This is a genomic window from Halorubrum distributum JCM 13561 (assembly GCF_000337395.1).
In the GTDB taxonomy this organism is placed as follows: Archaea; Halobacteriota; Halobacteria; order Halobacteriales; family Haloferacaceae; genus Halorubrum; species Halorubrum distributum.
This window is the reverse complement of sequence record NZ_AOJF01000040.1, coordinates 1-21059: the sequence shown is the minus strand read 5'-3', so window position 1 is coordinate 21059 and position 21059 is coordinate 1. Positions and strand designations below refer to the sequence as shown.

At 70.6% G+C, this 21059-nt stretch carries 22 protein-coding genes, 1 tRNA gene and 1 pseudogene; 15 read left to right on the top strand and 9 right to left on the bottom strand.

The features are described 5' to 3' along the window. The first annotated feature begins 61 nt into the window (after window positions 1-61). Both C470_RS09600 and C470_RS15940 read left to right on the top strand, forming a co-directional pair. Window positions 62-811 carry a cohesin domain-containing protein gene (locus tag C470_RS09600; RefSeq protein ID WP_008366901.1) on the top strand — a complete coding sequence of 250 codons (750 nt, stop codon included), beginning with the start codon at window positions 62-64 and terminating at the stop codon, window positions 809-811. A gap of 295 nt (window positions 812-1106) precedes the next feature. Beyond that, the gene (locus C470_RS15940; RefSeq protein WP_159358437.1) at window positions 1107-1262 is read left to right on the top strand and encodes a hypothetical protein; all 156 of its coding nucleotides are present in this window, start codon (window positions 1107-1109) and stop codon (window positions 1260-1262) included. Window positions 1263-1304: 42 nt separating this feature from the next. On the opposite strand, the gene C470_RS09595 is transcribed toward C470_RS15940, so the two are convergent. Next, window positions 1305-1943, bottom strand: coding sequence for a bifunctional 4-hydroxy-2-oxoglutarate aldolase/2-dehydro-3-deoxy-phosphogluconate aldolase (locus C470_RS09595; RefSeq protein ID WP_008366899.1), 639 nt, complete (start codon window positions 1941-1943; stop codon window positions 1305-1307). Window positions 1944-2166: 223 nt separating this feature from the next. On the opposite strand from C470_RS09595, the gene dgoD reads away from it, so the two are divergent. From dgoD to kdgK1, 3 genes are all read left to right on the top strand, one after another. Then, window positions 2167-3318, top strand: a complete 1152-nt coding sequence (gene dgoD, locus C470_RS09590; protein ID WP_004597787.1) for a galactonate dehydratase — start codon at window positions 2167-2169, stop codon at window positions 3316-3318. A gap of 40 nt (window positions 3319-3358) precedes the next feature. Continuing rightward, window positions 3359-4213 carry an SDR family NAD(P)-dependent oxidoreductase gene (locus C470_RS09585; RefSeq protein WP_008366896.1) on the top strand — a complete coding sequence of 285 codons (855 nt, stop codon included), beginning with the start codon at window positions 3359-3361 and terminating at the stop codon, window positions 4211-4213. Between the two features lie 151 nt (window positions 4214-4364). Continuing rightward, the gene (gene kdgK1 / locus C470_RS09580; RefSeq protein ID WP_049908683.1) at window positions 4365-5321 is read left to right on the top strand and encodes a bifunctional 2-dehydro-3-deoxygluconokinase/2-dehydro-3-deoxygalactonokinase; all 957 of its coding nucleotides are present in this window, start codon (window positions 4365-4367) and stop codon (window positions 5319-5321) included. An 84-nt stretch (window positions 5322-5405) separates the two neighbouring features. Here kdgK1 and C470_RS09575 read toward each other — a convergent pair whose 3' ends face one another. Then, window positions 5406-6410 (bottom strand): Gfo/Idh/MocA family protein, encoded by a 1005-nt coding sequence (locus tag C470_RS09575; protein ID WP_008366892.1) that lies wholly within the window; start codon window positions 6408-6410, stop codon window positions 5406-5408. A gap of 167 nt (window positions 6411-6577) precedes the next feature. Between C470_RS09575 and C470_RS09570 the strand changes: the two genes are divergently transcribed. Next, complete coding sequence (locus C470_RS09570) at window positions 6578-6775, top strand: hypothetical protein (RefSeq protein ID WP_004597797.1); 198 nt, start codon at window positions 6578-6580, stop codon at window positions 6773-6775. A gap of 47 nt (window positions 6776-6822) precedes the next feature. Here C470_RS09570 and C470_RS09565 read toward each other — a convergent pair whose 3' ends face one another. Then, on the bottom strand, window positions 6823-7500 hold the full coding sequence (locus C470_RS09565; RefSeq protein WP_007995870.1) for an MBL fold metallo-hydrolase: 678 nt from the start codon (window positions 7498-7500) through the stop codon (window positions 6823-6825). 193 nt (window positions 7501-7693) lie between these two features. On the opposite strand from C470_RS09565, the gene C470_RS09560 reads away from it, so the two are divergent. After that, window positions 7694-8071, top strand: coding sequence for a YccF domain-containing protein (locus tag C470_RS09560; RefSeq protein ID WP_004597800.1), 378 nt, complete (start codon window positions 7694-7696; stop codon window positions 8069-8071). 33 nt (window positions 8072-8104) lie between these two features. On the opposite strand, the gene C470_RS09555 is transcribed toward C470_RS09560, so the two are convergent. The 3 genes from C470_RS09555 to C470_RS09545 all read right to left on the bottom strand — a co-directional run bounded on the left by C470_RS09555 (window position 8105) and on the right by C470_RS09545 (window position 10033). Then, window positions 8105-8551, bottom strand: a complete 447-nt coding sequence (locus tag C470_RS09555; RefSeq protein WP_008366889.1) for an FKBP-type peptidyl-prolyl cis-trans isomerase — start codon at window positions 8549-8551, stop codon at window positions 8105-8107. A gap of 104 nt (window positions 8552-8655) precedes the next feature. Continuing rightward, entirely contained in the window at window positions 8656-9267 is a 612-nt protein-coding gene (msrA, locus tag C470_RS09550; RefSeq protein WP_008366887.1) for a peptide-methionine (S)-S-oxide reductase MsrA, read from the bottom strand. 142 nt (window positions 9268-9409) lie between these two features. Next, the gene (locus C470_RS09545; RefSeq protein ID WP_008366885.1) at window positions 9410-10033 is read right to left on the bottom strand and encodes a hypothetical protein; all 624 of its coding nucleotides are present in this window, start codon (window positions 10031-10033) and stop codon (window positions 9410-9412) included. Between the two features lie 240 nt (window positions 10034-10273). Here C470_RS09545 and C470_RS09540 point away from each other — a divergent pair, with 240 nt between their 5' ends. Further along, on the top strand, window positions 10274-11164 hold the full coding sequence (locus C470_RS09540) for a DMT family transporter (RefSeq protein WP_049908681.1): 891 nt from the start codon (window positions 10274-10276) through the stop codon (window positions 11162-11164). A gap of 115 nt (window positions 11165-11279) precedes the next feature. Here the strand turns inward: C470_RS09540 and C470_RS09535 are convergent, their stop codons facing one another. The 3 genes and pseudogenes from C470_RS09535 to C470_RS09525 form a co-directional block, all read right to left on the bottom strand. Continuing rightward, window positions 11280-12299 (bottom strand): hypothetical protein, encoded by a 1020-nt coding sequence (locus C470_RS09535; RefSeq protein ID WP_008366881.1) that lies wholly within the window; start codon window positions 12297-12299, stop codon window positions 11280-11282. A 239-nt stretch (window positions 12300-12538) separates the two neighbouring features. Beyond that, a tRNA-Arg gene (locus C470_RS09530) sits at window positions 12539-12611 on the bottom strand. Between the two features lie 27 nt (window positions 12612-12638). Further along, window positions 12639-13718: pseudogene (locus C470_RS09525) on the bottom strand (MMPL family transporter); the annotation flags it as partial. On the opposite strand from C470_RS09525, the gene C470_RS09520 reads away from it, so the two are divergent. From C470_RS09520 to C470_RS09490, 7 genes are all read left to right on the top strand, one after another. After that, the gene (locus C470_RS09520; RefSeq protein WP_449271930.1) at window positions 13681-13965 is read left to right on the top strand and encodes a DUF7436 family protein; all 285 of its coding nucleotides are present in this window, start codon (window positions 13681-13683) and stop codon (window positions 13963-13965) included. The pseudogene C470_RS09525 and the gene C470_RS09520 overlap by 38 nt on opposite strands. A 162-nt stretch (window positions 13966-14127) precedes the next feature. Next, window positions 14128-15825, top strand: coding sequence for a PAS domain-containing protein (locus C470_RS09515; RefSeq protein WP_008366876.1), 1698 nt, complete (start codon window positions 14128-14130; stop codon window positions 15823-15825). Between the two features lie 44 nt (window positions 15826-15869). Next, complete coding sequence (gene rimI / locus C470_RS09510) at window positions 15870-16418, top strand: ribosomal protein S18-alanine N-acetyltransferase (protein ID WP_008366865.1); 549 nt, start codon at window positions 15870-15872, stop codon at window positions 16416-16418. 73 nt (window positions 16419-16491) lie between these two features. Beyond that, the gene (gene pepF, locus C470_RS09505) at window positions 16492-18291 is read left to right on the top strand and encodes an oligoendopeptidase F (RefSeq protein WP_008366864.1); all 1800 of its coding nucleotides are present in this window, start codon (window positions 16492-16494) and stop codon (window positions 18289-18291) included. A 68-nt stretch (window positions 18292-18359) separates the two neighbouring features. After that, window positions 18360-18836 (top strand): hypothetical protein, encoded by a 477-nt coding sequence (locus tag C470_RS09500; protein ID WP_008366863.1) that lies wholly within the window; start codon window positions 18360-18362, stop codon window positions 18834-18836. A gap of 93 nt (window positions 18837-18929) precedes the next feature. Next, window positions 18930-19742: a hypothetical protein gene (locus C470_RS09495; RefSeq protein WP_004599367.1), complete on the top strand. Its 813-nt coding sequence runs from the start codon at window positions 18930-18932 to the stop codon at window positions 19740-19742. A 121-nt stretch (window positions 19743-19863) separates the two neighbouring features. After that, window positions 19864-21003, top strand: coding sequence for an aminopeptidase (locus C470_RS09490; protein WP_008366862.1), 1140 nt, complete (start codon window positions 19864-19866; stop codon window positions 21001-21003). Window positions 21004-21059 lie beyond the last annotated feature (56 nt).

Sequence of the window (21059 nt, the reverse complement as noted above, 5' to 3'; positions counted from 1 at the left end):
AATTTTTCGTACCGCAGAACGCGCGTAATGATTAACACGGATCCTTACACACAGATAACGTATGTTCGATGACACCAGACACGCCGCCGCGCTCGCACTCGTGCTCGCGCTGGCGTTGGCCCCCGTCGCCGCACCCGTAGCGGCCGCCGCCACCGCCGGCGGGACCCCCGTGGTGACCGACGGGGCCGGTACGACCGCGAGCGACAACGCCCTCCTCTCCCAGCAGTACGCACAGCAGTCCGACGCCCCGCAGCTCCGGCTCGGATCGGCGACGGTCAACCCGAACGACACCGCCGTGGTTCGGGTGTCGACCGACGCCAGCGACATCGCCGGCTATCAGACCAACGTGACCTTCGACCCGTCCGTCGTCCGAGTCGAGGGCGTCGTGGGGAGCGAGGACTTCGCCGACCCCGTTGTGAACGTGAACAACGACGAGGGGTGGGTCGTCTTCACGCAGTCCGGGACCGAGGGCGTCGACGAACCGGTACTGGCTCGGCTCCGAGTCACCGCCGTCGGCGACGACGGCGACTCGACGGATCTGTCCTTCGTGGGCGAGGACACGGCCGTCAACGATGCCGACCGCGCCAGCGTCGACGTGGCGCTCGTCGGCGGGGAAGTCGACGTCGCGGCCGGCGACGTCGTCGCCAACAACGACGGCCAACAGGGCGCGAGCGACGGCAGCGGAACCACCGGCAACGGCGGCACCGGTGGCGGACTCCTCGGCGACGTGAATCTCGTCGTGATCGCCGGCGGCGCCGCGGCGCTCGGGGGCGCCGTCGCCGGCGGCGTCTTCCTCGGCAAGCGCCTCTGAGCCCGACCGGTCGGGAACGCCGACCACGGCGCGCCGTTCTTTTTTCGCGTCGATCCGGCACGGGCCGACAGAAGCCGGACCGCGTCCCCAGCCCGTGACGGCCCTCGAACGCGACCGCGAACCGCGGGTCGCGGGCCGGCGATCAGAGTTCGGTATCGACGAACTGCGAGGGGGAAACACCGAGGTGAACCGAACACGCGGCCGACAAACGTCCGTTCGGTCGCTTCTGTCACGAATTATCACAGATGTGGTCGCGAACAGAAGACATATATCCGTCATAGCGTACTCGCCGGGCATGAACTGTGAGAAGTGCGGCGTCGACGCTCCGCTCGCGCACCGCGACGTCGACGGCTTCCCGTACTACCTGTGTGAGGCCTGTATCAGCGGGTGGGACGCGGTTCGGGGTCCCTCTGCCGACGCCGCCGAGGAGGCCCGGTCTCCCGCGCGGTAGGGGCGTCGCGCGGCGGCGGCACAAGTCGGACCGCCGAACGAGTCACTCCCGAGCCGCGGCGACGGCCTCGACGACGGCGCGCGCGTTTTCCCGGACCGCGTCGAAGTCACCGTCGGCGACCGCCTCGTCGTCGACGATCGAGCTGCCGACGCCGACCGCGACCGCGCCCGCCCGGACGTACTCGCCCGCGTTGTCCGCGCCGACGCCGCCGGTCGGCACGAGCGGTATCTGCGGGAGCGGCCCGCCGATCGCCGCGACGTGGTCCGGGCCGCCGGTCTTCGCGGGGAACACCTTCACCGCGTCGGCGCCGGCCTCGTAGGCCTCGATCGCCTCGGTCGGTGCGTACGCGCCGACCGCGACCGGAGTGCCGTAGCGGTTCGCCGTCCGGATCACGCCGCGGTTCACCGTCGGCGTCACGAGGAACTCCGCGCCGGCGAGCTGCGCCGCGCGCGCGGTCTCCGCGTCGAGGACGGTGCCGGCGCCGACGACGGCGTCGTCGACGCGGTCGGCTATCGCCTCGATGGAGGCCATCGCGTTCGGCGTGTCCGCCGTCACCTCCAGGGCCGTCACGCCGGCGTCGACGACCGCGTCCGCGACCGCCACGGCGTCGTCTCGCCCCACGCCGCGGAGGATCGCGATCACGCCGCCCTCGGTGATCCGGTCGAGTCGATCGGTTCGCATGGCTGGTACCTCCCCGCCGGGGGTCTTAAATCGGGCCGTGTCGGAGACGGCCGCGGCGCGCCCGCACACACCTCCTATTTAACAGACGGACGGGCAAGTACGACCGTGGCGACGGACCGGTCCGGGTCGGACGCGGGAGATCGACGGAGCGTGCGACCCGCCGTGACCGACGGCGTGCGAGTCCCGCGGCCCCCGGACCGGTTCGGAGTTACCCCGACTCACCATGTACATCACCGACTACGAGCTGTTCGAAGTACCGCCCCGCTGGCTGTTCCTGAAGCTGACGACGAGCGACGGCACCGTGGGGTGGGGAGAGCCGATCGTGGAGGGGCGGTCGCACACGGTCGTCGCGGCCGTCGAGGAGCTGCTCGACGACTACCTGCTGGGCGAGGACCCGACGCGGATCGAGGACCACTGGCAGGCGATGTACCGCGGCGGGTTCTACCGCGGCGGTCCGGTGCTGATGAGCGCCATCGCCGGCGTCGACCAGGCGCTGTGGGACCTCAAGGGGAAGCAGTTCGGCGCGCCCGTCCACGAGCTGCTCGGCGGCCGCGCGCGCGACCGGATCCGCGTCTACCAGTGGATCGGCGGGGACCGACCGGCGGACGTGGGCGAGGCCGCGAGGGAGAAGGTCGACGCCGGCTTCTCGGCGCTGAAGATGAACGCCACGGCGGAGCTCGAGTCGATCGACTCCCCGGCCGCGGTGGCCGCGGCGGCCGACCGGATCGCGGCCGTGCGGGAGGCGGTCGGCGACGAGGTCGACATCGGCGTCGACTTCCACGGTCGGGTGGCCAAGCCGATGGTCCGTCGGCTCGCGGCGGCGCTGGAGCCGTACGACCCGATGTTCATCGAGGAGCCGGTGCTGCCCGAGAACAACGACGCGCTGCCGGCGATCCGGGCGTCGACGACGATCCCGATCGCGACCGGCGAGCGGATGTACTCGCGGTGGGACTTCAAGGAGGTGCTGGAGGCGGACGCCGTCGACCTGATCCAGCCGGACGTCTCCCACGCCGGCGGGATCACCGAGCTGAAGAAGATCGCGTCGATGGCCGAGGCGTACGACGTGTCGGTCGCGCCGCACTGTCCGCTCGGGCCGATCGCGCTCGCCTCCTGTATTCAGGTCGACGCCTGTACGCCGAACGCGCTGATTCAGGAGCAGTCGCTCGACATCCACTACAACGAGACGAGCGACGTGTTGGACTACCTCGCTGACCCGTCCGTGTTCGAGTACCGCGACGGGTTCGTCGACATCCCCGACGGCGACGGGCTGGGAATCGAGATCGACGAGGAACACGTCCGCGAGCAGGCCGAGGAGGACGTCGACTGGCACAACCCCGTCTGGCGCCACGACGACGGCTCCGTCGCGGAGTGGTGATCCCGATGGCGAGACATATCGACCGATCGGAGGGCGACCGATGACCCGCCGACGCGAGTCGCCGACCGAGGGCGCGGTCCCCGGGCGGTTCGCCGGCGAGACCGTCATCGTCACGGGGTCGACCCGCGGGATCGGCGCCGGGATCGCGGAGCGGCTCGCCGCGGAGGGGGCGAACGTCGTGGTCAGCGGGCGCTCCGAGGAGGCGGGCGCGGCCGTCGCCGACCGAATTTCGGAGCGGAGCGGAGCGGGCGCGGCCGACGGTCCGCCGACCGGCGACGCGACGTTCGTCCGCGCCGACATGCGCGACCCGGACGACGTGGCCGCGCTCGCTGAGGCGGCGGCCGAGCGGTACGGCTCCGTCGACGTGCTCGTGAACAACGCCGGCGTCCAGACGGAGACGGCCGCCGACGAGGCGACGCTCGACGACTGGGCGTTCGTCGTCGAGACGGACTTCCGGGCGTACTGGCTCGCCGCGCGGGCCGCCCTCGAGCACATGGACCGCGGGGCGATCGTGAACGTCTCGTCGAACCACGCGTACGCGACGATGCCGGCGCACTTCCCGTACAACGCGGTGAAGGCGGGGATCAACGGCATGACGCGGTCGCTCGCGGTCGACTTCGGCCCCCGCGTCCGGGTGAACACGGTCGTCCCCGGCTGGGTGGAGATCGAGCGCACCCGCGAGGAGCTGCCGGAGGGGCGGTTCGAGGAGGTCGAATCGATCCATCCGACCGGGCGGATCGGCACGCCCGCGGACGTCGCCGGCGCCGTCTCCTTCCTCGCGAGCGAGGACGCCTCGTTCGTCACGGGGGCCGCGCTGCTCGTCGACGGCGGCCGCGGCGCGGTGATGCAGGACGACACGCTCCCGGACTACCGGGCGCGCGAAGACCGAGAGTAGGCGGGGACGGCGCGGTGAGGAGAGACGCGGCGCGAGCGGAGCGCGGGCGCCCCCGCCCGCGCCGGCCGACGGCGATCACCCCTTCTTATAATCGGCCGAGCGTAGCACCCACCATGAACCCGTTCGAGACCTGCGGCGCGGGGTGGCGCCGATGACCGACCTCGTCACGTTCGGCGAGACGATGCTCCGGCTGTCGCCGCCGCGCGGCGAGCGGCTGGAGACGACGCGCGACCTGACCGTTCAGGCCGGCGGCGCCGAGAGCAACGTCGCGGTCGGGGCCGCGCGGCTCGGCGCCGACGCCCGCTGGCTCTCGAAGCTCCCCGACTCGCCGCTCGGCCGGCGGATCGTGACCGAACTGCGAAGCCACGGCGTCCGCCCGGGCGTCGCGTGGGCCGACGCGGACGCGAGCCGCGTGGGGACCTACTACCTCGAACACGGCGGCGAGCCGCGGGGGACGAACGTGATCTACGACCGCGCCGACGCGGCGATCACGACCGTCGAGCCCGACGAACTCCCGACGGACGCGGTCGCGGAGGCGGAGTGGTTCCACACGACCGGGATCACGCCCGCCCTCTCGGAGACCACGGCGGAGACGACGACCGCGCTGTTGCGGACCGCCGGCGAGGCGGGGACCACGCGCTCGTTCGACCTGAACTACCGGGCGAAGCTCTGGGACCCGGAGATGGCGCGGGCGGCCTACGAGGAGCTGTTCGAACACGTCGACACCCTGTTCGTCCCGCGGCGGGACGCCCGCGAGGTGCTCGACCGGGAGGGCGGCGCCGTCGAGATCGCGCACGGGCTCGCCACGGAGTTCGGCTTCGACACGGTGGTCGTCACCCGCGGGCTCGAGGGGGCGGTCGCGCTCCACGACGGCTCGGTGTACGAGCAGGACGTGTACGAGGCGGAGACGTTCGACGCGATCGGCACCGGCGACGCGTTCGTCGCCGGCTTCGTCGCGGAGCGCCTGCGCGGCGGCGACCTCCCCGCGGCGCTCCGGTGGGGCTCGGCGACCGCGGCGCTGAAACGCACTACCGACGGCGACCTCGCGGTGACGACCCGGGCGGAGGTCCGCGACGTCATCGAGGGCGAGGGCGGGATCGATCGGTAAGGCCGGTCGCAAGCCCGGTGAGCCGCGCGGCGGCGCCCGGGGCGTATTGACGGGAGTCCGGAGGACGTTCTCCGGTGGCAGCGTTCAGAGGTCGACGGGGCCGCCGTCGGCGGCGCTCTCGGCGAGCGCGTCGATGGCCGCCATGTTCGCGATCGCCTCCTGCCCGTCGGTCAGGGGGGCGGTCCCGTCGGCGACGCGCTCGGCGAAGTGCTCGACCTGAAGCCGGTACTGGTCGACCGCGGGGAACGTCTCGACGCCGTGCCGGCCGTCGATCTCGTACTCCAGCTCGACGGGTTCGTCGGTCGGGGCGTCGAACGCGCGCTCGACCGCGACCCACCCGTTCGTCGCGTCGACGCGGTACCGCTGGACGAGCTGGGTGTCGAAGCCGGACGCGACCCGCGCCGAACGGCCGTCGTCGTACGCCAGCACGCCCGAGAGCTCCGTGTCGACCCCGGCGTCGCGGGTGTCGCCGGCGTGGGCGTACGCGCGGTCGGGCTCTCCGAGAATCGTCCGAGCGAGCGAGACGGGGTAGCAGCCGACGTCCATCAGCGACCCGCCCGCGAGGTCGGGGTCGAGCCGCACGTCGTTCGGGCGGTCGTACAGCGGGAACCGGAAGGTGGCCGTCACCGTCCGCACGTCGTCGAGCTCGGTCGCGGCGAGCGCGACGGCGCGCTCGGTGCGCGGGTGGTACCGGTACATGAACGCCTCCATCAGCGTGACGCCCCGCTCGTCGCAGTGGGCGACCACGTCGCGCGCCTCGGCGGCGTCGGCGGCCAGCGGCTTCTCGCAGAGGACGTCCAGGCCGGCGTCCGCGGCGCGCTTCGTCCACTCGGCGTGGCGGCCGTTGGGGAGCGGGACGTACACCGCGTCGAGCGCGTCGTCGTCGAGGAGCGCCTCGTAAGAGCCGTAGCTGCGCGGGATCGCGTTCTCGGCCGCGAACCGCTCCGCGCGGGCGGCGTCGCGGGACGCCACCGCGCCGACCGCGTGGTCGCTGGCGGCGATCGCCGGGATCACCGCTTTGCGGGCGATCCCCGCGGTGCCGAGGACGCCGAATTCGAGGCCGGTCGAGCCGGTCGGTGAGTCGGGCATAGCCGGGGCGACGCGCCCCCCGGACAAGTCGGTTCGGGTCGGCAAGATTCAAACGGCGGCGGGGACGGCGACCGCCGTCGCCCCCTGCGACGCGGCGTCGGTCGTCGCCGGACGGCTGTCGGGGAACCAGTACCTACTACTGGGACGCCTCGGTACGTGGACGGCACATGTCCCTGTCGAGCGACGTCCTCCTGTTCAGCATCGTGCTCATGCTTTGGGCGGTTCGCGTCGAGGTCCGCGGATACGGCGACTCGGGCGGGATCGTCCTCGCCGCGCTCGCGCTCGGCGTCGCGGGGCTCCTCGGGAGTTTCCTCTCCGCGGCGATCGGAGCCGGCCCGAACGCGGACGCCGAGAGCGCGGAGTGACCCCGTTCGGCCCGGTTCGAAACCGAGACCGCTGCCCCTACTGGCCGCTACCGGTCGGCCACCAACTCCCGGATGCGGGCCGTCCCCGCGGCGGCGCGGCCGCCGTGGAAGCAGAACGTCTCCGCCACGGCCAAGTCAGCGAGCGTCTCGACGCTTTCCCACGCGGTCTCGAGGTCCTGGGTCACCTCCGGTCGGGGGCCGACGAGCGCGCCGTCGACGACGTTGAGCGCGTCCGCGCTGACGAGCAGCTCCGCGTCAGGGAAGTGCGCCGACACGTGCCCCGGACTGTGGCCGGGCGTCGCGATGACCTCCATCGGCCCCGCGGCGGTCGCGAACGTCTCGCCGCCCGTCAGGCGGACGTCGACCGTCGTCGGGTCGATCGACAGCGGTCGCTCCGCGGTGGACTTGACGAGTTCCCTGTCGCCTTCCAGGTACGGCGCTTCCGTCTCGTGCGCGAAGACGACGGCGTCGGTCCGGTCGACGACGGCCGCCAGACAGCCGGCGTGGTCCGGATCCTGATGGGTGATGAGGATTCCCCAGGCGTCGTCGAGGCGCAGCCCCTCGTCGTCGAGCGCGGCTTCGAGGACGTCCACCGTGTCGGGGAGCCCGACGTCGATCAGGAGCGGCCCCCGCGGCGTCTCGACGGCGGTCGCGTTGAACGTCGCCTCGCGGTCGTCCATCGAGACGCGTAACGGGAGCCCGTGTACGCCTGGCGTCAGTTCCATGCGAGATCCAGGTCGGCGAGCGTCTTGAAAGGGCGGGCGAGCGGGGCGCCTCCTCGGAGCGACCACGAATTTGCTGCGGGAGACCTACTCGGGGCTCCCGCACCTGCGACGTTCGGTACCGGGCGCGTTCGAACGCTCCGGGAGGACCGCGACGGACGACACGGGTTTCCCCGCTGAGCGTCTACCCCGAGTAATGGCACAACGGTCCCTGCTCGTTCGCGCGCTGTGGTTCGTCTTCGTCGGCTGGTGGGCGACGCCGATCGTCGTCAACGTCGCGTGGCTGCTCAACGTCACGGTCGTCCTCCTCCCGATCGGTATCAAGCTGATCAACCTCGTGCCGACGGTGCTCACGCTCGCGGAGCCGCGGTCGCTCTCGGACCCCGACTCGGCCCGAGGCCAGCGGTCGCTCGTCGTCCGTGCGGTCTACTTCGTCCTCGTCGGGTGGTGGCTGAGCCTGCTGTGGGCGAACGTCGCGTCGGCGCTCGCGATCACGGTCGTGGGGCTGCCGGTCGCGATCTGGATGCTCAACCGGCTCCCGTACGTCACGTCGCTGTACCGGTTTCACGGGTAGGCCCGACCGGCGGGCGCGGCGGACGAGTGGGGCTCAGTTGACCTCGACGACCTCGACGTCGAACGTCAGGGTCTCGCCGGCGAGGGGCGGGTTGAAGTCCGCGCGGACCACGTCCTCGTCCACGTGGATGATCTCGCCCTGGCTGCCGTCCTGAGCCTCGAGGTACGCGCCCTCCTCGGGCAGCTGTCCGCCGAGCATCTCCCGGAGCTCGTCGGTTTCGAACTCCTCGACGTTCTCGTCGCTGGGCTGTCCGTAGGCCTTCTCCGGCGGGATCGTCAGCGTGTCCGTCTCGCCGGCCTCCAGCCCGATCAGTCCCTCCTCCATCCCCTCGATGACCTGGCCGCCGCCGACCTCGACCGTCAACGGCGTGTACTCGCGGTCGGGCTGGGCCTCGGCGAGGCCGGCGTCCTCGGCGACCGACTCCTTGGAGGTGTCGAACACGGTCCCGTCGTCCAGTTTGCCGGTGTACTCGAGCGTCACAGAATCGCCAGTAGTTATCGACATACGGACACAAGAAGTGCCACACGGAAAGGCAGTGGCATCTGTGGATATCGGGTATCCCGCGCACCCGGTAGCCAGCGGGGTCACTCGGATGCCGGAGGTTCCTCGAGGACAGCGACATCGTGTCCGGCGGCGTAGCCGTTCAGCTTGGCAGCGATCGGCGACTCGCGCACCGCTTCGTCGTCGTATCCCACCTCGTCGAACGCGTCCATGAGCGACGAGACAGACCGGAGCTTGTACTTTTGATGGTAGTCTTCGGCGGGGTAGAACCGCGAGAGCTGTTCGATGCGCGTGCCGATGCCGTCGGCCGTGAAGCCCCGTGACGAGAGGAACTCGGTGAGAGTCGCTTGCTGGGCCGCCGTCGCCGTGAGGACGGCGTTCTGGTACTGCGTGTTCCGGGTCTGGCGGTTGGGGGCGTGCGACTCGAAGACGAGTTCCAGCAGCTCCCGATACGTGACGGTGTCGGGGTCGAACTCGACCTGAAACACCTCGGTGTGATCCCCCAGCGAGTGGTACGTCGGGTCGCGCGAGGTGCCGCCGGCGTAGCCCACGCGGGTGCGGACCACGCCGTCGACGGCGCCGAACTGCGCGTCCGGTCCCCAGAAACAGCCGAGGCCGAACGTGGCCGTCTCGGTCTCGTCGCTGGCTGTCGCGCGCCGGTCGTACTCTCGGATTCGCGTTTCTGTGAGGTTCATGGGAGTTAGCTGCCTGTAGAGTCGTCGCAGGGGGGTTCGTGGGTCGGCCCGCATTCACCGACGGTCGGGCTCGCAGACGTATATGTCGTGTGTTGGCGTGTCTCGCTTTCGGGCGGAACGAGGGTGCGCCGTCCGGCCGCCGTCAATCGAGCCCGAGCGCGGCCGTGAGCGCTGCCGTCGCGTCCTCGTGAATGCTCGTGCCGTGGCCGACGAGGACGTGGTCGGGATCCCACTCCGCGAGCTCCTGTGGCGACTCCTCGACCGCGGGGTGAACCCCGAGCGCGTCGCCGCCGTCTCGGAACGCCGGGAGGGTCCCGAGCGTCTCGGGGACGAGCAGCGTCTCGCGCTCGGCGTTCCACAGGACGGCCTCCTCCCACTCGTCGTCTGATCGGAGCTCGTGAACCTCGTACGCCGACCCGGCGAGGGCCGAGCCGGTCGCGTCCGCGTCCGCGTCGAGCTTCTCGCGGGTGAGCGCCATCCCCTCCGGCACGGACACGGCGACGTCGTGCCGACGCGCCACCGCCGCGGCGTCGCGCGTGTGTCGGTCTTGGAGGACGACGACGCCGGCGACGTCGCCCGCCTCGCGGAGGTGCGCGTCGAGCCCGTCGACGTCGACCGGGTCGACGAGCCAGACGCCGGCGTCCGTCGTCAGTGCGTGGCTCGCGCGGCGCGCGTCCTCGTCGGGATACGCGATCCAACTGAACCCGCCCTCCCACTCGGTCGTCTCGACAGGCGTCGCGTCGTCGTCGGCATCGGTGTCGGCCATACCAGCCATTGCCGGGCCGGAAGCTTACGTCTGTGCCTCGGTGGAGTTCGGGCTCCCGAGTTGGCAGTCGGCGATCGCGTCGAGAGTACGGACGGAGCCGGAGAGGCCCGCTCGGGGTCGGGTTGAGAGTGACTCCTGACCGGCAGAACGGATATCCGGCCGTCGCCACACGCGGCCGGCCGCCAGGAGAGTCGGGGCGGTTCGACGGGTCTTTCGCCGTCGGCGGCGACCTCCGCGTGAATGAGTCGCTCCCGGACGGCCGGCCGCTTTCTGTTGCTGTGCGCAGTGTGGGGGACGGCGTTCATGGCGACGGACGTCGGGCTCGCGGACCTTCCCGCGGTCCCGTTCGCCGCCGTACGCTTCGACGTCGCCGCCGTGCTGTTGTTCGCCGGCGTGCTCGTCGCCGGCGTGGAGATCCGCCCTCGGACGCGGGACGACTACGTCTACGTGCTCGTCGGCGGCGCCCTCATCATCGGCGCCCATCACGCGTTCCTGTTCGCCGGCCAGCGGTACGTCACGGGCGGCGTCGCCGCGGTGCTGTTGGGCCTCGTCCCCGTGGTGACCCCGGCGCTCACGCGGCTCGTCTCGACCGACGAGGAGTTCACCGCCGCCACCGCGCTCGGCGTCGCCCTCGGGTTCGTCGGCGTTGTGATTATCGCCGACCCCGACCCGGCGAACCTCGCGGACAGCGTCCTCGGCGTCGCGCTCGTGCTCGCCTCCGCGCTCGCGTTCGCCGTCGCCGCGGTCGTCACCCACAGCCGATCGCCGTCGATGCCGTTCCTCTCGACGCAGGCCTGGATGATGGCCGTCGGCGCGGCCGTCCTTCACGTCGCCGTGCTCGCGCTTCCCGGCCAGTCGTTCGCGAGCGCCGCGTGGACGCCGTCCGCGCTCGCCGCCGTCGCGTACCTCGCCGCAGTCGCCGGCGTCGGCGGCTTCCTGCTGTATTTCACGCTCCTTGAGGATCTCGGACCGATCGAGATGAGCTTCATCGAGTACGTGATCCCCGTGTTCGCGGCGCTCGCGGGCTGGCTCGTGCTCGGGCAGGAGGTGACGCCCGCGACTGTCGCCGGGTTCGGGTTCATCCTCACGGGGTTCGTCGCCGCGAAGTGGCGCGCGCTGCGCGGGACTTAGGGGCGTATGGAAGACTCCCGCGTCAGCCGGCGTCGTCCCGCAGCCGTTTGCTCCGCGACGCGACGACGTCGGGCCCCGGACTCCAGTAGTACACCGACTCCGTGTCCGGGCGGGCTCAGTTCCCTCCTACGGAGAACTCAATTTCCGGGTGTTCGTACGTGTAGCACTTCATGCCGTTATCCTCACAGTAGTCCGCTAGTCCCATGGGAAGTACGTCAACTTCCTCAAAGTCAGTAAAGAACGCGACTGTCACCTCACTACTCCCATCCGGACTCTCGACTACGACCGCCGTATCCGGATCGCTGTGGCTGGTCTTGATTACTTGGTCACCTGGAACGTACGGATTCTCCGCGAACGCGAGATTCTCGTGTTTGTACGTCCAGAGCTTGACGTCCTGGTCGTCACAGTACGACGCGAGGATCGCGGGGTGGTAATCGCGCCACGCACCCGGCCCCTCGTCGAGCGAACTCGGGAACGCGACCCGCACCGCTTCCCCGTCCATTTCGTGTCCGAACGCCCCGGTGTTCTGCTCCGGCGGCAGTACCTCGACAACGATTCCCACTGACGGCTCCGAGTCGCCGGCCTTCACCACCCGATCCCCCGGTGAGAACGGATTCTCCGGCTTCTGATTCATGTGGGCGGTGTTGGGCCCGAGGTCGATCAACTCGTTCATCGGGCGGGCCGCGAGGTGGTCGAGTTTCTCCGGGGACTCGCCGGAGAACGCTGCCTCCGTTTCGACCTTCGATTTCAGCGTCTCGAGTCGCTCCCACCCGAGCAACATGAGGCTGTCCTCGTTGTCTCGATGCCAGACCATTACCACGATGTCGTCATCGGGGTCCCGCTCGACGAGAGACTCGGGGAGGAACGCGGAGACGTCCCGCGATGACTTCACGTCGACCGTGTAGCCGAACACCTCGAAGTCGTGCCCGGAGAAGCTCTCGGAGTTACATCGTCGGATTGCCTCCTCGTTTTCCCAGTCCCACATCTCGACGGGGAGGTACTCGCGACAGAACTGCTCGAACGCGAGCTCGCCGAGGTTGCCGATCCGCTTCGCGTCGAGGTCGTCGGCCCCCTGAATGACCGCTTGGTGATGGGCCCGCTCGCGATCGATTTCGTCCGGCGTGAACCGATACATACCCGAATATCAAACACCGGACAGATATATTTTTAGTATGAAATATCAAATCAATGAACCGGGAAAGGAAGCCGTATCGAGATTTGCTCGCTGATGACTACAGTCGGTCTCCTGCGGGTTTCTTGAGTGTTGATGGGTCGGATAGAAGTATATTCGACCGGCGCGACGGGATCCGCGCGAGCGACCGAAGGGAGCGAGCGTGGAGCCAGTCGCGCCCGTGACTGAGCGAAGCGAAGGAACGGGCGCGACGGGATTTGAACCCGCGGCATCTTGGTCCGGAACCAAGTGCTCTGTCCGCTGAGCTACGCGCCCTCACGCTCGGGTATCCGCGGCGAGCGTTTAACGCTTCTGACTCGGGTCCTCGGCGGGCGGCCGCGGGTCGGTCTGCCACTCGAACGCGTCGCCCCCGGAGTCGGCGTCCCCGGCCGACGCGTCCGTGCCGCCGTCGGTGCGGGCTCGGTCGGGCGCGTCGCCCTCGTCGGTCGAGATCACGTCGGCGGCGTCGAGGAAGCGGCCGACGAACAGCAGTCCGGGGCGGCGCTCGACGACGGCGACCCAGACGACCAAGGCCGGGGGCAACACGATCAGCGACGCGAGATACGCGAGCGTGATGCTGGCGGCGGTGAGCAGCCCGAACTGGCCGAGGATCGGGGTGATGGCCAAGACGAGCACGCCCGTGCCCAGCGCGGTCGTCGCCCACGTGCCGGTGAGCGCGCCGCCGGTCCCGCGGAGCGTGGTGACCACCGCGGCGTCGACGTCGCCCCCGCGGGGGTACTCGTCGTGGAAGCGGTGGGCGACGTGGACGGTGTAGTCCACCCCGAGCCCGATGGTGATCGCGAGGATCGTCGCGGTGATCGCGTTGAACGGGATGCCCGCGAGCCGCATCGTGGCGGTGAGCGTCGCGACGGCGACCGTCACCGGGACGAGCGTGACGAGCCCCAGCGTCGGGCTGCCGAGCAGCAGCCAGAACAGGATGACGAGGAACACCGCCGACAGGCCGAGCGCGGCCGCCAGCGAGACGATCGCGGAGTCGAAGATCGTGTCGGCGACCGCCTGGAACACGACGATCTGGCCGGTCGCGGTCGCGTCTCCGCGGTAGCGGTCGGCCACGCGCCGGGCGTCGGCGGTGATCTCGGCGTCGCTGGCGTCGGACTCGACGGCGTACACGATCCGCGTCGAGCGATCGTCGTCCGCGAGGTACTCGCCGGTGAAGTCGTCGTACGGCGAGTCGCGCAGCTCGGCGTAGATGCGGTCGAGGTTCCGGTTCGGGCGCCCGTCGTCGAGCGAGGATTCTTCGACCAGCTCCTCGAAATCGGGGTCTTCGGCGGCGTACGCGTCGATCGCGCTCTGGACGCTGTCGGCGCTGGCGCGGCCGTCGACCGTGACGAACGAGTCGGGCGTGTTCGACGACGCCCGCGCCGCGGTCGACGAGGACCGCGCGACGCTGACGGTCGCGCAGGGGCCGTTCGAGCTGCGGATCACGGAGGACGCGTACGGCAACTTCTACCTCATCGACGGCGAGGAGGTGTGCCTGGAGGTCGCCGACCCGCTCGCGCCCGACCGGCTGTTCGGCATGCTCGACCTGCGCGACCGCGGGTTCGCCGCCCGCGTCCGCGACGGCTTCGAGGCCGCGTGGGCCGAGGGCATCGTCGTCGACGAGGTGTAGCCACCGCGGGAACAGCCTCTCGCGGGCCGCGAGCGGGCCGCGGGCTGCGACGGCCACGCCGGGGGCGGGTCTGGCGGGCGGCCGTGCGCTCGATTATCGATATTGATTTCGAGGGCGCGCAGTTTTATCACCTCGCGATCGTACGCCCGAGCAGAATCAAGAGTGACCCTCCGGCCATCCGACACGCCGGCGCCGGGCCGCGGCGCCGACGAGGGTGACGTCCCCGAGACCGACGCCCCCGAGACCGACAATCACCCCGCGGCCGGCGCGGCGACCGGCGACGCGGAGCGACCGGCTCGCTCGGAGGAATCCGAGGCCGGAGCCGCGTCGTGCGCGCCAGCGGACTCCGACCGGGCGTCGGGCGACGTCGACGCGACGCCCGCGGAGGGGTGGGCGCGCCCGGTCGAGCCCGACCGCTTCCTGCTCGCCGTCGCCGTGGACGGCGAGGTGTTGTTCGCCGGGCCGTCGGTGCCCGACGTCGTCGGCGTCGAGCGCGACGGGCTCGTCGGGAGCGACCTCCTCGACCGCGTCCACCCGAGCGACCGCGATCCGGTCGCCGACGCGCTGTCCGCGGTCGCGACGAGCCGGACGGTCACCCACCGCATCCGCCGCGCGAGCGGGGGGTACGCGTGGGTCGAGTCCGTCGTCGACGAGGAGCTCGCCCCGCAGTTCGGCGGCCGGATCGTCACGGTCCGGCGGGTCGACGCGGACCGCACCTTCCCGGAGCGCTACCGCGCCTTCCTCGAGTACGGCAGCGACCTCGTCACCGTCGTCGACGGCGACGGCCTCGTCGTCTACGAGAGCCCCTCCGTCGAGGAGATGCTCGGCTACGAGCAGGGGTCGACCGTCGGGCGCTCCCCGCTCGGCTACGTCCACCCGGACGACCGCGACCGGGTGACCGAGCGGTTCTACCGCGCGCTCAGCGAGCCCGACGCGGCGCCCACGCTGGAGTACCGCTACCGCACCGCCGACGGCGACTGGGTCTGGCTGGAGTCGCGGACCCGCTCGCTGCCGGCCGACAGCCCCGTCGGCGAACTGCTCATCAACTCGCGCGACGTCAGCGAGCGGAAGGCGCGCGAGCGGCGCCTCACCGACCGCAACGAGCGGCTCGACCGCTTCGCGAGCATCGTCTCGCACGACCTGCGGAACCCGCTGTCGGTGATCCGCGGCTCCATCGAGATGGCGCGGCTGCGCGGCGAGACGGAGCCGCTCGAACGCGGCGAGCGCGCCGTCGACCGGATCGACCAGCTCGTCTCGGAGCTGCTCACCCTCGCGCGGCAGGGAACCGGGATGGACGAGCCCACGGAGTTCGACCTCGCGAGCGTCGCCCGCGACGCCTGGGAGACCGCCGCCGAGGGCGACGACGCGGAACTGGTCGTCGCCGGCGACGCGCGGGTGTACGGCGACCGCGGCCGGATGCGACAGGCCCTCGAGAACCTCTTCCGCAACGCGACGGAACACGCGACGCCGGACGCGGCCGAGGCGAGCGGGAACGAGTCCGACGGCGACCCGGCGGGCGACGGCGACGGCGCGTCCGACGACGACCTCACCGTCCTCGTCACCGCCACCGACGAGGGGTTCCTCGTCGCCGACGACGGGAGGGGGATCGACCCCGATCACCGGGAGTCGGTGTTCGAGTCGGGGTTCACCACCCGCGCGGACGGGACGGGGTACGGGCTCGACATCGTCCGCGAGGTCGTCGAGTCGCACGGGTGGCGCGTGGAGCTGCGAGCGCCCGCGGACGACCCCATCGGCCTCCCTGACGGGCGGCGGCTCCGGCCGCCGGACGGCGCCTGCTTCGAGGTGTGTGCCCCCGACCCCGCCGACGCCGACCCGGACGAGCCCTGGATCGACGCGTGAGGGAAACCCGGCGCGTTTATTCCCCGCGGCCCGCAACTCCGGGCGTGAGCGTCGCCGACGTCACGATCCGGCGGGCGGAGCGCGCCGACCTCCTCGCGGTGGTCCGGATCGAGCGCGCCTGCTTCTCGGACCCGTGGCCGCACGACGCCTTCGAGCGGCTGCTCGACGAGCCGGCGTTCCTCGTCGCCGAGCGGGCGGGCGCGGTCGTCGGGTTCGTCGTCGCCGACCGGACGCCGAACCACGGCCGCGACATCGGCCACATCAAGGACCTGGCCGTCCACCCCGACGCCCGCGGCGAGGGGATCGGCCGGACCCTCCTCCGGTCCGCGCTGGCCCGGCTCCGCGCGACCGGCGTGGCGGTGGCCCGCCTGGAGGTGCGCGAGGGGAACGACCCCGCGCGGTCGCTGTACGCCGACGAGGGGTTCGATCCGATCCGGCGGGTCGGCGGCTACTACCGCGACGGCGAGGACGCGCTCGTGCTCGTCGTCGACCTCGCGGCGTGGGCCGAGGGGGAGGCGGGGGACGGTCGCGGCGGGCCTGGCGCGGACGGCGGCGCGTCGGAGACGGACGGCGACGACGAAGCGGAGCGGTAACGTTCCGCACGCCTATCGGCCCGGCGCGCGGGGTTTGCCAAGGCTTAGTGTGCGCGAGGCCGACCCGATCGGTATGAGTTCGGTTCCCGAGCGGTCCGAGATCGACGCCGAGTACAAGTGGGACCTCGACGGTATCTACGCCGACGACGAGGCGTGGGAGTCGGCCTACGAGGAGGTGTCCGGCCGGATCGACGAGCTGGCCGCCTACGAGGGGCGCGCGACCGAGGACGCCGCCACGCTCCTCGAACTGCTCGAACTGCGCGAGGAGATCTTCCGCGAGCTCCAGCAGGTGATGACCTACGCCCGCCTGCGCAGCGCCGAGGACACGCGGAACCAGGAGTACCAGGCGATGTCCGCGCGGGCGTCGTCGCTCGGCTCCGAGGCGTCGAGCGCGGTCTCGTACCTCGAACCGGAGATCCAGTCGCTGACGGAGTCCGACGTGGAGGCCTTCCTCGACGACGAGCCCGCGCTCGCCGAGTACGAGCACTACCTCGACGACGTCCTGCGGAAGAAGCCGCACACGCGGTCGAGCGAGGTCGAGGAGGTGCTCGCGGACCTCTCGGAGGTCACCGACGCGCCGAGCGAGATCTACTCGATGCTGACGAACGCGGACATGACCTACGGCGTCGTCGAGGACCCCGACGGCGAGGACGTGGAGATCACGCAGTCGAACTTCACGAAGCTCCAGACGAACCCGGACCGCGAGTTCCGCGAGCGCGTCCACGAGACGTTCTACGACGAGTGGGAGGACGTGCGCAACACGGTCGGCACCTCCTTGGAGAAGGCCGTCCGCGAGCACGTCACGAGCGCCGAGATTCGGGATTACGACTCGGCGCGCGCCGCCGCGCTCGACGACTCGAACGTCCCCGTCGAGGTGTACGACACCCTCGTCGAGGCCGTCGACGACAACCTCGACGTGCTCCACCGCCACGCGGAGCTGAAGGAGGCGGCGCTCGGCGTCGACCAGCTCCAGAGCCACGACCTCTACATGTCGCTGACGGGCGACCAGGGGCCGGACGTGGAGTACGAGCAGGCCCGCGAGTGGGTGATCGAGGCGGTCGCGCCGCTCGGCGACGCCTATCAGGAGCGGCTGGCCGAGGGGCTCGACTCGCGGTGGGTCGACGTGTACGAGAACCGCGGGAAGCGCTCGGGCGCGTTCTCCTCCGGGACCTACGACACCCAGCCGTACATCATGATGAACTACCAGGACGACATCTCTTCGATGTACACGCTCGCCCACGAGCTCGGCCACTCGATGCACTCGGAGCTGGCCGGCGACGCCCAGCCGTGGCACGACGCGAGCTACGAGATCTTCGTCGCGGAGATCGCCTCCACCGTCAACGAGACCCTGCTCACCCACCACCTGCTCGACACCGTCGAGGACGACGAGCTCCGCACCCACGTCCTCGACGAGTACCTCGAACGCTTCCGCTCGACGCTGTTCCGACAGACGATGTTCGCGACGTTCGAACAGCAGATCCACGAGCGCGTGGAGGCCGGCGACGCCCTCACGCCCGACGCGTTCGACGAGATGTACGGCGACCTGAAGGGCGACTACTACGCGCCCGCCGAGCTGACGGGCGGTATCGAGCGCGAGTGGCAGCGCATCCCGCACTTCTACTACGACTTCTACGTCTACCAGTACGCGACCGGCATCTCCGCCGCGGCCGCCATCGTCGAGCGGATCCTCGACGAGGGCGACTCCGCCGCCGCCGACTACCGCGAGATGCTGAAGGCCGGCGGCGCCGAGTACCCCCTCGACGTCGTCGAGCTCGCCGGGATCGACATGGCCTCGCCCGACCCGATCGAGTCCGCGGTCGGCGTCTACGACGACTACCTCGACGAGATCGCGGCGCTGCTCGACTTGGAGTAACGGCGACGCGAGCCCGCAAACGGGCCACAAAAAGCCTATATTTCGCTCGAAGCTACCTGCCCGGCGCGATGGACCGCAGGCTCCTCGCCGTCCCGGGCGCCCTCCTCCTGCTCGTCCTGATCGCGGACGTGAGCGTCGTCGGCTGGCGGGCGACGTTTCACGCGGGCGCGGGACTCGAACAACACCAGGTCGTGAACGCAACCGACCTCCCCGCGCGGTGCGCCGACGCAGCGGTCGCGCTCGCGGACGGCAACAACGTCTCGATCCGCGGGTATCGGATCGCACCCGGGTCCGTCGACCTCCTGTTCGAACGCGCCTCGACCTCCGGAGAGTGGGCCCTGGGCGACGCGAACTGCGCGAACCGGCTCAGCGGGGTCGACAACCTGCGCGTCGACGGGGAGTCGTACAGGGTCCTCGGCAAGTACTCGCGCGAACGCCTAGACCGGACCCCGCTGGCCGGGCTGGCGAAGCTCGGGTGCGGGCTCGTCGGCGTCGCGCTGCTCGCGGTCGGCCTCCTCGCGATCGTCCATCGGGAGTCCGAGTGACGACCGCCGCGGGAAGGCGCGACTACCCGTTCGCCGGGAGCCGACGCCGCTCACCGTCCGGTTTTAATACCTACCTGTCGCGATCGCGATGGTATGGAGTGGCACGGCCGGTTAGACGACAGAGCGGACATGCTGCGCCGACAGGCGGTCCGGATTCCGCTCCCCGACACGGAAGCGGAGCGGGACCTCCACGAGAACATGGCGCGAATCGCGGACGCCGGCGAGCGGAAGGGCCGGCTACTCGACGATCCGGACGTCCCGCTGACGGAGGTGTACGAGGACGAACTCGACGAGATGCGACGGAGCTTCGAGTACCGCCTCCAGCAGGTCGCCGGCGAGGAGTACTACGACGTCGCGATCGCCTATCTCGACGGGGAACGCGACGACTGGATCGGAGCGCTCGCGGCGTACTACCTGGAGTGTTGCTACCGACTACAGGAACGGTACACGGTCGACGAACAGGTCTTCTTTCTGCTGATCCTGCGATACCCGGACTGTTTCACGGTGAACCTCAGTTTCCTCAGCGGTGAGATCAGCGGAGACGCGGTTCGGTACGAGTCCTCCGCGCTCGCGGACGCGGACCTCACGGAGCGCGGTCAGGAGCAGTACTACGCGGACAGCCAGTACTCCCAACACGAGGCCGCGGAGTACCTCCGCGAGCGCGTCGGCTGTATCCGCGAGGCGTTCCCGGACCCGGACGCGACCTCGGCCGAACGGCGGCAGTACGGTGGATTCATCCATCTCACCGGACGGCAGGGGCCGACGTTCGCGGAGCTCCTCGACTCCTGGGCTCCGGACCCGGACCGGTTCGACGAGCCGGCTACCACGCCCGGTATCGTTCCGGAGGGACCGGAAGCCGAGCGAGCGAAGCGGACTCTCCTCACCGACGCCGAGGTGTTGATCTGACGGTCGGGGACAGGTCTCGCCGGTCGGCGGCGACCCGACGGACTCATCGCGGCCCAGCTTGCGGGGACCGGGTCCGACCGTCCCGGCACCGATTTACCGCTCCCCTGCCACACACCGCGTAATGGACGAACGCGTACGCGAGCACGCCGAGGTGCTCGTCGACTGGAGCGCGCGGGTGGAGGCCGGCGACGACGTCGTCGTCAGCGTCGCGGAGGACGCCCACGAGCTGGGCGTCGCGGTCGCCGAGGCGCTCGGCGAGCGCGGAGCGAACGTCACGACGCTGTACGGGTCGAGCGAGGTCTCTCGCGCCTATTTAAAAGGCGTCGAGGCCGGAACCGAGGGCGACGTCGACGCGGAGGATTTCGACGCGGACCCCGCGGTCGACCGCGCGATCTTCGAGGCCGCCGACGCGTACCTCCGGATCGGCGGCGGGCGCAACACCACTGCGTCTGCGGACGTCGACCGTCCGACCCGGCAGGCGTACGCGACGGCCCGCAAGGGCGTCCGCGAGGCGCGGATGGACACGGACTGGGTGTCGACGGTCCACCCGACCCGCTCGCTCGCCCAGCAGGCGGGGATGGCCTACGAGGAGTACCGGGAGTTCGTCTACGACGCCGTCCTCCGCGACTGGGAGGCGCTGGCCGAGGAGATGGCGAACATGAAGGACGTCCTCGACGCCGGCGAGGAGGTCCGGATCGTCACCGAGCGCGACGGCGCGCCCGACACCGACGTGACGATGTCGATCGCGGGCCGCACCGCGGTCAACTCCGCGGCCTCCGTCGCGTACGACTCGCATAACCTGCCGAGCGGCGAGGTGTTCACCGCCCCCTACGACACCGCCGGCGAGGTGTTCTTCGACGTGCCGATGACGATCGACGCGACGCGCGTCCGGAACGTCCACCTCACCTTCGAGGACGGAGAGGTCGTCGACTTCGCGGCCGAGGCGGGCGAGGACGCACTCGCGGACATCTTCGACACCGACGACGGCGCGCGGCGGCTGGGCGAACTGGGCATCGGGATGAACCGGGGCATCGACCGCTTCACCGACTCGATCCTCTTCGACGAGAAGATGGGCGACACCGTCCACCTCGCGGTCGGTCGCGCCTACGACGCTTGCCTCCCGGAGGGCGAGTCGGGCAACGACAGCGCGGTCCACGTCGACATGATCTCCGACGTGAGCGAGCGCTCGCGGATGGAGGTCGACGGCGAGGTCGTCCAGCGGAACGGGACGTTCCGGTGGGAAGACGGGTTCGAGGGGTAGGTCGGGAGGACGATAGCTCGGCGAGAGAAAGAGGAACCGTCGGCGCTGTTGAAATA

Bases quoted from the DNA above. Each gene is read 5' to 3' on its own strand.
- C470_RS09545 (WP_008366885.1), bottom strand. From the start codon at position 10,033: ATGGCCGACACCGATGCCGACGACGACGCGACGCCTGTCGAGACGACC.
- C470_RS09540 (WP_049908681.1), top strand. From the start codon at position 10,274: ATGAGTCGCTCCCGGACGGCCGGCCGCTTTCTGTTGCTGTGCGCAGTG.
- C470_RS09595 (WP_008366899.1), bottom strand. From the start codon at position 1,943: ATGCGAACCGATCGACTCGACCGGATCACCGAGGGCGGCGTGATCGCG.
- C470_RS09600 (WP_008366901.1), top strand. From the start codon at position 62: ATGTTCGATGACACCAGACACGCCGCCGCGCTCGCACTCGTGCTCGCG.
- C470_RS09490 (WP_008366862.1), top strand. From the start codon at position 19,864: ATGGACGAACGCGTACGCGAGCACGCCGAGGTGCTCGTCGACTGGAGC.
- pepF (WP_008366864.1), top strand. From the start codon at position 16,492: ATGAGTTCGGTTCCCGAGCGGTCCGAGATCGACGCCGAGTACAAGTGG.
- C470_RS15940 (WP_159358437.1), top strand. From the start codon at position 1,107: ATGAACTGTGAGAAGTGCGGCGTCGACGCTCCGCTCGCGCACCGCGAC.
- C470_RS09560 (WP_004597800.1), top strand. From the start codon at position 7,694: ATGGCACAACGGTCCCTGCTCGTTCGCGCGCTGTGGTTCGTCTTCGTC.
- msrA (WP_008366887.1), bottom strand. From the start codon at position 9,267: ATGAACCTCACAGAAACGCGAATCCGAGAGTACGACCGGCGCGCGACA.
- C470_RS09565 (WP_007995870.1), bottom strand. From the start codon at position 7,500: ATGGAACTGACGCCAGGCGTACACGGGCTCCCGTTACGCGTCTCGATG.
- C470_RS09570 (WP_004597797.1), top strand. From the start codon at position 6,578: ATGTCCCTGTCGAGCGACGTCCTCCTGTTCAGCATCGTGCTCATGCTT.
- C470_RS09535 (WP_008366881.1), bottom strand. From the start codon at position 12,299: ATGTATCGGTTCACGCCGGACGAAATCGATCGCGAGCGGGCCCATCAC.
- C470_RS09585 (WP_008366896.1), top strand. From the start codon at position 3,359: ATGACCCGCCGACGCGAGTCGCCGACCGAGGGCGCGGTCCCCGGGCGG.
- C470_RS09575 (WP_008366892.1), bottom strand. From the start codon at position 6,410: ATGCCCGACTCACCGACCGGCTCGACCGGCCTCGAATTCGGCGTCCTC.
- C470_RS09500 (WP_008366863.1), top strand. From the start codon at position 18,360: ATGGACCGCAGGCTCCTCGCCGTCCCGGGCGCCCTCCTCCTGCTCGTC.
- C470_RS09495 (WP_004599367.1), top strand. From the start codon at position 18,930: ATGGAGTGGCACGGCCGGTTAGACGACAGAGCGGACATGCTGCGCCGA.
- kdgK1 (WP_049908683.1), top strand. From the start codon at position 4,365: ATGACCGACCTCGTCACGTTCGGCGAGACGATGCTCCGGCTGTCGCCG.
- dgoD (WP_004597787.1), top strand. From the start codon at position 2,167: ATGTACATCACCGACTACGAGCTGTTCGAAGTACCGCCCCGCTGGCTG.